Annotated in this window: 8 protein-coding genes; 5 read left to right on the top strand and 3 right to left on the bottom strand. The window is 54.9% G+C overall.

What is annotated here, in order from left to right:
- Positions 1–140 precede the first annotated feature (140 nt).
- Complete coding sequence (locus CNE01S_RS17905; RefSeq protein WP_061277604.1) at positions 141–1382, bottom strand: DUF1479 domain-containing protein; 1242 nt, start codon at positions 1380–1382, stop codon at positions 141–143.
- 241 nt (positions 1383–1623) lie between these two features.
- On the opposite strand from CNE01S_RS17905, the gene alaC reads away from it, so the two are divergent.
- Complete coding sequence (gene alaC / locus CNE01S_RS17900; RefSeq protein ID WP_061277603.1) at positions 1624–2862, top strand: alanine transaminase; 1239 nt, start codon at positions 1624–1626, stop codon at positions 2860–2862.
- A 59-nt stretch (positions 2863–2921) separates the two neighbouring features.
- On the opposite strand, the gene ypdK is transcribed toward alaC, so the two are convergent.
- Positions 2922–2981 (bottom strand): membrane protein YpdK, encoded by a 60-nt coding sequence (gene ypdK, locus CNE01S_RS26010; RefSeq protein WP_154188806.1) that lies wholly within the window; start codon positions 2979–2981, stop codon positions 2922–2924.
- A 342-nt stretch (positions 2982–3323) separates the two neighbouring features.
- Here ypdK and CNE01S_RS17895 point away from each other — a divergent pair, with 342 nt between their 5' ends.
- Positions 3324–3674: a cupin domain-containing protein gene (locus tag CNE01S_RS17895; RefSeq protein ID WP_061277602.1), complete on the top strand. Its 351-nt coding sequence runs from the start codon at positions 3324–3326 to the stop codon at positions 3672–3674.
- A 107-nt stretch (positions 3675–3781) separates the two neighbouring features.
- Positions 3782–5272, top strand: a complete 1491-nt coding sequence (locus CNE01S_RS17890; RefSeq protein ID WP_061277601.1) for an MDR family MFS transporter — start codon at positions 3782–3784, stop codon at positions 5270–5272.
- A 5-nt stretch (positions 5273–5277) separates the two neighbouring features.
- On the opposite strand, the gene CNE01S_RS17885 is transcribed toward CNE01S_RS17890, so the two are convergent.
- Complete coding sequence (locus CNE01S_RS17885) at positions 5278–5940, bottom strand: GntR family transcriptional regulator (protein ID WP_061277600.1); 663 nt, start codon at positions 5938–5940, stop codon at positions 5278–5280.
- 357 nt (positions 5941–6297) lie between these two features.
- Between CNE01S_RS17885 and CNE01S_RS17880 the strand changes: the two genes are divergently transcribed.
- Both CNE01S_RS17880 and CNE01S_RS17875 read left to right on the top strand, forming a co-directional pair.
- Positions 6298–7539, top strand: a complete 1242-nt coding sequence (locus CNE01S_RS17880) for an NRAMP family divalent metal transporter (RefSeq protein ID WP_061277599.1) — start codon at positions 6298–6300, stop codon at positions 7537–7539.
- Between the two features lie 10 nt (positions 7540–7549).
- On the top strand, positions 7550–8320 hold the full coding sequence (locus CNE01S_RS17875; protein ID WP_061277598.1) for a LamB/YcsF family protein: 771 nt from the start codon (positions 7550–7552) through the stop codon (positions 8318–8320).
- The last annotated feature ends 3 nt before the right edge of the window (positions 8321–8323 follow it).

Below are 8323 nucleotides of genomic sequence, written 5' to 3'. Positions count from 1 at the left end.
GGACACGTTCACCTTGCTCTGAACGTGCAGGGAAAACAGACCTATAGGTGAACGGAATAACTGCGGAGCAACAGATCTCCCCCGGAATATGTTGGAAGGAAAATGTGAATAAGTGACAACTCTGGCAGCGTGAGGGGCAATCACTTCCCGCCAAGCTGCTCCTTCCCGGCGGCGGTCAAATCCTGCCCGGTCGCGCGGCCAACAAAATCCACCTCAAAATCGTCGGCTGCGAAATCCGGCGGCGTTTTACCCTCAACAAAAGCATCCCACTGGCGCGGCAGGTACTCTGCGTTCTTCTCGCACCACGGCGCGGCGGCGATGTACATCACGTTGCTGTCGAACTCGCCGAGGTGCTCGTTCTCAACGGCATGAATCACATCGCAGTGCCAGAAAACGGTATCGCCCGGCTCCATATCGGGAATTGAGGAAATCCCAGTCAGTAAAAGGGGATGCCACTCTTTGTTAATGGATAATGCTCTGCCAGGCTTTGCTTCGCACAACGATTCTTCTGGTACATCATCCTGCAGCGCACGTAGCAGGATCCAGGCCATAGCGTTCGCCACCGGCAGCAAATTGAGCGTGCCGCCGTGTTTGCGCTGGGGCGTGAGTGCCGTCCAGCCCTGGAAGGTACGGAACATCGAACAGACCGCAGGGGACGGGAATTCCCGAACTTCAGTTCTGCCTTCGGCGGCAAATGGATCGTAATCTTTCCAGTTGCCGGAAAAAACGTGGCGATAAACGTGGCGGAAGTTTTCGTCCAGCCAGCGCTCAACCGATCCGCCATCAACGTGTGGAGAAAGCCCCAGCGAGCTTGAGCGGGGCGGGCGGCGGCGAGTGCGATCCGCGTAGGATACGACCCGGTTTGGATCGAAGTGCTGCCTGCCGCTGCTTTCCGTTTGCCAGAGATTATTGAGGAACACCTGCACCGCTTTCATGCGTTCGTGCTGGCGGGCTTCGATCTGTGGCTTAGACCAATAAATGCCGTAAATTTGCGGCTTACTGTCGGCAAGTGTGCCGAAATAGTTATCTTCTGCCGCATTTTTCAGACGCTCGACAAAGTGGTTACGCTCCAGATAATTGCCGATTTCTTCATTCCATGCGGTGGCCTGTTCCTGCGGGAAAACGCCCCGAACCGTACAACAGCCGCGCTGGCGGATCAGCGTTTTTTGTTGCTCGCTGACGTGGCCGTGCAGAATGTCGTCGGCATTGAGCTGAGGAACAGGGTTCTCACCCCGATCCATTTCCGCGCGGATCGTCTCGATCTGTTGACGAATATTGGCCTCAAGTTCGGCGAAAACAGACTGATAATTAGGCAGATCGTGGCGCAGCTTTTGTTTTATCTCACGGATAGCTTTTGGCAGATCGTTTATGTCCAGGTGCATAGGTGGCTCCATCTTTCAGAGGATTAGGTTACTGAGTTGTTACTACCTGGTTAATGTATGCCCGATCTGTAAAATGAAATAGTGATGACTTTCATTCGAAACTTCCCGTTTTATGCACGAAAAAAATATTTTCACTTCCCCCTCGACAGGCGATTTTTATTCAGGCTATTTTCAAAACAGGCCACATCGCGTGGCAGCGTCGCTCGGACGGTCCGGGCGCTCACGTTACTCTGAGGAATTTATGGCTGACTCCAGTCCAAAACGTCGTTTTTCGCGTATCGATCGCTTACCCCCTTACGTTTTTAACATCACCGCCGAACTGAAAATGGCTGCGCGACGCCGCGGCGAAGACATTATCGATTTCAGCATGGGCAACCCGGACGGGGCGACGCCGCCGCACATCGTTGAGAAGCTTTGCACCGTGGCCCAGCGTGAAGACACGCACGGTTATTCCACGTCGCGAGGGATCCCACGCCTGCGCCGCGCCATTTCTCGCTGGTACAAAGATCGTTACGACGTGGACATTGACCCGGAAAGCGAAGCCATTGTGACCATCGGCTCGAAAGAAGGGCTGGCGCACCTGATGCTGGCGACGCTGGATCACGGTGACACCGTGCTGGTGCCGAACCCAAGCTACCCGATTCATATTTACGGCGCGGTTATCGCCGGGGCGCAGGTTCGCTCGGTGCCGCTGGTGGAAGGCGTGGACTTCTTTGCCGAGCTGGAGCGGGCGATTCGTGAAAGCTACCCGAAACCAAAGATGATGATCCTCGGCTTCCCGTCTAACCCAACCGCGCAGTGCGTGGAGCTGGAGTTTTTCGAAAAAGTGGTCGCGCTGGCGAAGCAGTACGATGTGCTGGTCATCCACGATCTGGCCTATGCCGACATTGTTTATGACGGCTGGAAAGCCCCTTCGATTATGGAAGTGCCCGGCGCGCGCGACGTGGCGGTTGAGTTCTTCACGCTGTCAAAAAGCTACAACATGGCGGGCTGGCGCATCGGCTTTATGGTCGGCAACCAGGAACTGGTGAGCGCGCTGGCGCGCATCAAGAGTTACCACGATTACGGCACCTTCACGCCGCTGCAGGTGGCTGCGATTGCCGCCCTTGAAGGCGATCAGCAGTGCGTGCGTGATATCGCAGAGCAGTACAAGCGCCGCCGCGATGTGCTGGTCAAAGGGCTACATGAAGCGGGCTGGATGGTGGAATGCCCGAAAGCTTCCATGTACGTCTGGGCAAAAATTCCCGAGCAGTACGCGGCTATGGGCTCGCTGGAGTTTGCTAAAAAGCTGCTGCAGGAGGCAAAAGTCTGCGTGTCGCCGGGGATTGGTTTTGGCGACTACGGCGACACTCACGTTCGTTTCGCACTGATTGAAAACCGGGATCGTATCCGCCAGGCCGTGCGAGGTATTAAAGCGATGTTCAGGACTGACGGACTGCTGCCGCCGCTGCCGAAAAATGCCGCTGAGAATGCCGAGTAACAAAACAAAAACAGGAGCCCCTTGGCTCCTGTTCTGATTGCGCTGCTGTTTGTGAAAGCTTATTCAACCATCAGGAAGAAGGTGCCGGCCCACAACACAACAATCACAGAAATACCCATCAGAAAATATTTCACTTCACATCGCTCCGCGCTGACGCGCATCTCAACAGGTACATAATAAGCTGAAGCCGCACACGCTTTTGTCGCCGCTTCACTTGGTATTCGGAGGTAAAACCTTACCCGGAAGGCGCTAATATACTCTCAAATTCAAAATGAAAACAAGTGTCTCAAAATTGTGACAGTTGTCTATTTTTTGAACTTTAGTCGGGTGCTATTGATAGCTTATTTACTTCATTAAAAACATTAGGATATATCGTTTTTTTAACGATATTTTTCGTCTAAAAATAAGTGCGTTTGCGCCTCATAAAATTTATGAATTTTTATCGTTAAAAAGGAGAAATCATGATCGTTTCAAAAGAAAATGCGGAACACTATCTGTGGGGAGGGGATTGTGATGGGTGGTACCTGTTAAAAGATTCTGCTTTGAGCGTAATTCATGAGCGTATGCCGGCGGGACGCGCGGAACAAAGGCACTACCATTCTGCGGCACAGCAGTTCTTTTTTGTGTTATCCGGAGCATTAACGATGGAGCTGGAGGGCGAGCGTTTTGTGGTTCCCGCAGGAAAGGGGATCCCGATTCCGCCGCAGGCAAAACATCAGGCCCGCAATGATTCCGATAACGAGGTTGAATTCCTTGTTATCTCGCAGCCGACGACGCGAGGCGACAGGATTAATTTGCCAATAACGGACTAAAAGCGCTTTTCAGAGTTTTGATGCAGTTCAGGCGGCGGTTAAGCAGGTATCTTTACACTCTGAGCAAACTGCCCGGGCGAGCTTATTCCCCTTTAATGAAAACGACCATGACAACGACCGAAACTGCTTCATCAGGTTCGCCGCAAACGACCTCCGTTCGCCTGCTGTTCGCCGCTCTTATGCTGGTGATGCTGCTGGCCGCGCTGGACCAAACCATCGTTTCTACTGCTTTGCCGACCATCGTGGGTGAACTGGGTGGCCTGGACAGGCTTTCCTGGGTTGTCACGGCGTATCTGTTGGCTTCCACGATAGTCGTGCCGCTCTACGGCAAATTTGGCGACCTTCTCGGGCGTAAAGTTGTGCTGCAAACGGCTATTGTGGTCTTTCTTCTTGGCTCCGCGCTCTGTGGCCTCGCGCAAAACATGACGCAGCTTATTTTAATGCGTGCGCTGCAGGGGCTGGGCGGTGGCGGGCTGTTGGTGGTCACCATGGCGGCGGTAGGGGACGTGATCCCGCCCGCCGAGCGTGGCAAATATCAGGGACTGTTTGGCGGCGTATTTGGCCTGGCGACGGTCATTGGCCCGTTGATTGGCGGTTTTCTGGTGGAGCATTTCTCCTGGCGCTGGATTTTCTATATCAACCTGCCGCTGGGCATTTTTGCCCTGCTGGTCATTGGTGCGGTGTTGAAATCCCAGACGGCGCGCATTCGCCACCAGATTGATTTTCTTGGCGCGGGCTACCTGACAATTTCACTCACCTGCCTGATTTTATTCACTAGCGAAGGCGGCACGGTCATGGCGTGGTCTGACCCACAGCTGTGGTGTATCTTTGCGTTCTTTGTCGTGACGCTCATCGGTTTTATCTATGAAGAGCGGCTGGCCATTGAGCCGATGATCCCGCTGCATCTGTTTCGTAACCGCACCTTTTTACTGAGCTGCCTGGTCGGGTTCATCATCGGCATGTCGCTGTTTGGCTCGATGACCTTTTTGCCGCTCTACCTGCAGGTGGTAAAGTTTTCTACTCCGTCCCAGGCGGGCATGCAAATGCTGCCGCTGATGGGCGGGCTTATCCTGACCTCAATCATCAGCGGGCGCATCATCAGTAAAATAGGCCGCTACCGTATTTTTCCGATTATCGGAACGCTGCTGAGTTTTATCGCCATGGCGCTGCTCGGGACGCTAAAGCTGGATACGCCGCTGACCACGCTTTACCTGTACGTTGGCCTTCTGGGGCTAGGACTTGGAATGGTAATGCAGGTGCTGGCCGTGCAGAACAGCGTGGAAATAAAACTTATTGGCGTAGCGACCTCAAGTGCAACGTTGTTTCGCTCCATCGGCGGCTCAATCGGCGTGGCCGCGTTCGGCGCGGTGTTCACCTCCGTGCTGCGCAGCAATCTTGAGACGCTGATCCCCGAAGGTACTCAACTGCCTCGCCAGCTTGGTGCGCAGGCGGTACACCAGCTGCCTGCGGCGATCCGTAACGATTATCTGCAGGCCTTTGGTTCGGCGATTCATTCCGTGTTTATGATTTCGGCGGGCGTTGTGGTGCTGGGCTTTGTTCTGGCGCTGTTTATGAAAAATGAGCCGCTAAGAAAATAGCGGTATCAGTGGGACTGCTGATGCCGCGACCACGCCGCCAGCACCGTGCGCTCGGAAAGCTCCAGATATTCGGCGAGCGTTGCGGCGGCCTGGGCATTATTACCGTCGTTGAGCAGGGCGAGGATATGCGCATTTTTCTCGATATAAGGCGCGTAAAGCATTTCCGGATCGTTCAGGTGGCCGAACGCCAGCCTTAACTCTGCGGAGATATTACGGTAGAGGCGAATCAGGCGTTCGCTGTCGGCAAGTTCGACAATCGCGGTATGAAACTTCATGTTGGCCGTTCCCACGCTGCGCCAGTCGCTGCTCTGGCGATGCTGCCGCGCTTCTTCCACGGCTGCCTCCATTTTTGTGACGGCGGGATGCAGCGGATAGGCGTGGGCTAGCGCGTCGCACTCAATTAAGCGGCGAATACGGTAGATGTCGAGGATGTCTGCCATATCCGGCACCGCCACGTACACGCCCCGATTGGGCTCATAGCGCAGCAATCCTTCCTGGGTCAGCATCCGAAACACCTCACGCAGCGTATTGCGTGAAATATCCAGCTGCTCGCTGAGCGCGGCCTCAGACAGACGCGTGCCGGGCACAAGCTCCCCAATGATGATTTTATGGCGAACAGTTTCGGCGATTTTCTCGCTCAGCATCTGGGCAGGCAGCTCTTTTTTCATGATTTTCCGCGCGTGATTCGGTAAGCGGCAATCTTTACATATTCGCCAGGGGGCAGCAAGACGTTGACGTAGCGGGATTATTTCAGAATAAGCGACATGTTATGCACTTTTTTGGTGATTTATCGTGTTTTTATGCACTAATTTGGTGCGTTAAGTTGTTAAAAGATGCCAAAAAGTGATCGGCGTTGGTTTTTTATCATCCACTTTGCGATTCTGTTTGTCTGTTTAATCAACACTCATTAGCTTATTGTTCAACAATAAATTTATATTTGATTAACAATCTGGCTATTTGCTCCAACGATGGCCTGCTTATTGCTTAACAGAAAAGGTCATAATTCTAATAATGGAGTGAGTAAGATGGCAGCGCATGAAACCGAAGACCAATCCTTTGTTCAGAAGCGACGTTCATCGCTGATCGCGGCGATATTCCTGATGGCAACCTCGGCCATTGGGCCCGGCTTTATCACCCAGACGGCCACCTTTACCGCGACGATGGGCTCGGCCTTTGCCTTCGGCATTATGGCTTCTATCGTTATCGACTTTGTGGTGCAGCAGAACATCTGGCGCGTGGTCACGGTCACGAAAATGCGCGCCTCCGATCTTGCCAACGAAACGCTGCCGGGCAGCGGTTACCTGCTCTCCGTGCTGGTGATTTTTGGTGGGCTGGTGTTCAACATCGGCAATATTGCCGGCGCCGGCCTGGGGCTGAACGCCATGTTTGGCCTGGCGCCAAAGTGGGGCGGGTTACTCAGCGCGCTGCTGGCTATTTATATTTTCTCCTCCCGCCGCGCCAGCACCGCCATTGACCACCTGATGATCGTGCTTGGCCTGGTGATGATTGCGCTCACGCTGTACGTGGCGTTCGTTTCCGGCCCGCCGGTGGGCGAGGCTCTGTACCAGAGCGTCCTGCCGGATCACATCAACTTTGCCACCATTACCACCATCGTAGGCGGTACCGTCGGCGGCTATATCTCCTACGCCGGCGCGCACCGACTGTTGGATAAAGGCATGGGCGGCGTGGAGAATATTCAGGCTGTCTCCTCCGGCGCGACAAAAGGCATACTGGTCGTTGGGTTAATGCGTTATATCCTGTTCCTCGCCGTGTTAGGCGTGGTTGCCAGCGGCGTCACGCTGGATATTTCCAGCCAGGTGGCAAACCCTGCGCTGCAGGCATTCCAGCATGCGGTCGGCTCCTTCGGCGTGCAGCTCTTCGGCTTTATCTTCTGGGCTGCGGCAATTACCAGCGTGATTGGCGCGGCCTACACCTCCGTGACCTTTATGACGGTGTTTAATAAGCAAATGGGCGAGCGTCAGCGCAGCATCGCGACGGTGATTTTTATCGCCGTCTCGTTGGTGATTTACCTGATGTTAGGCACGGCTCCGGCGGCGCTGCTGGTCTTTGCCGGCGGCTTTAACGGCCTGATTTTACCGATCGGCATGACGCTCTTTATCTACGTGGGCTGGAAGCGGGCCGATTTGATGACGGGTTACCGCTATCCGCGCTGGCTGCTGTGGACGGGGCTAATCACCTGCGCGCTTACCTGGTATATGGGGGCGCTCTCCGTCGGCGCGATATTTGACTTCCTGAAGATTGTCTAAGGAACAAAAGATGTTGAAAACAATCGATTTAAACAGTGATTTAGGTGAGAGCTTTGGGCAGTGGAGCATGGGTGACGATGCGGCCATTCTCAAGCTGGTCAGCAGCGCCAACGTGGCCTGCGGCTTCCACGCCGGGTCTCCCGCCGGAATTTTAGCAACGCTGAAAGCCGCTAAGGCCCAGAGTGTGGTGGTTGGCGCGCACGTGGCGTACCCGGATCTTGTGGGCTTTGGCCGCCGCAATATGGACGTGGCAAGCGATGAGCTCACCGCCGACGTCATTTACCAGATTGGCGCGCTGCAGGGGCTGGCCCGCGCGGCCGGTACGGAAGTGCGATACGTGAAGCCGCACGGCGCGCTGTACAACACCATCGCCCACCATGAACGTCAGGCGCTGGCGGTGATCGACGCGATTCTGGCCGTTGACCCGCAGCTGCCGCTCGTGGGGCTGGCTGGCTCCCCGGTGCTGGCGCTGGCGCAGCAAAAAGGGCTGAAAACCATTGCTGAAGCTTTTGCTGACCGCGCCTACCATGCAGATGGCTCGCTGGTTTCACGTCGTGAGGCTGGGTCGGTGCTGCACGATGCCGGGCAGGTCGCTCAGCGTATGCTGCAGCTAATCACCGAAGGCGGCGTGGACTCTATCGAAGGGAAATTTACCCCAATACAGGCTGATTCAATTTGCGTCCACGGCGATAGCCCTGGCGCTATTGCGATGGCGGCGGAGATCCGCAGGCTGCTTGAATCCCAGAGCATCGCCATTCGTGCGTTTGCCCCGCAGGCCTGAGGA

The sequence above is a fragment of the Cedecea neteri NBRC 105707 = ATCC 33855 genome (assembly GCF_001571265.1).
Taxonomy (GTDB): Bacteria; Pseudomonadota; Gammaproteobacteria; order Enterobacterales; family Enterobacteriaceae; genus Cedecea; species Cedecea neteri.
Note: the sequence above shows the minus strand (reverse complement) of the source record. Positions and strands in the feature narration are given on the sequence as shown.

Excerpts from the sequence above, each read along its gene's own strand:
- CNE01S_RS17905 (WP_061277604.1), bottom strand. The coding sequence starts at position 1,382 with ATGCACCTGGACATAAACGATCTGCCAAAAGCTATCCGTGAGATAAAA.
- alaC (WP_061277603.1), top strand. The coding sequence starts at position 1,624 with ATGGCTGACTCCAGTCCAAAACGTCGTTTTTCGCGTATCGATCGCTTA.
- CNE01S_RS17895 (WP_061277602.1), top strand. The coding sequence starts at position 3,324 with ATGATCGTTTCAAAAGAAAATGCGGAACACTATCTGTGGGGAGGGGAT.
- CNE01S_RS17890 (WP_061277601.1), top strand. The coding sequence starts at position 3,782 with ATGACAACGACCGAAACTGCTTCATCAGGTTCGCCGCAAACGACCTCC.
- CNE01S_RS17885 (WP_061277600.1), bottom strand. The coding sequence starts at position 5,940 with ATGAAAAAAGAGCTGCCTGCCCAGATGCTGAGCGAGAAAATCGCCGAA.
- CNE01S_RS17880 (WP_061277599.1), top strand. The coding sequence starts at position 6,298 with ATGGCAGCGCATGAAACCGAAGACCAATCCTTTGTTCAGAAGCGACGT.
- CNE01S_RS17875 (WP_061277598.1), top strand. The coding sequence starts at position 7,550 with ATGTTGAAAACAATCGATTTAAACAGTGATTTAGGTGAGAGCTTTGGG.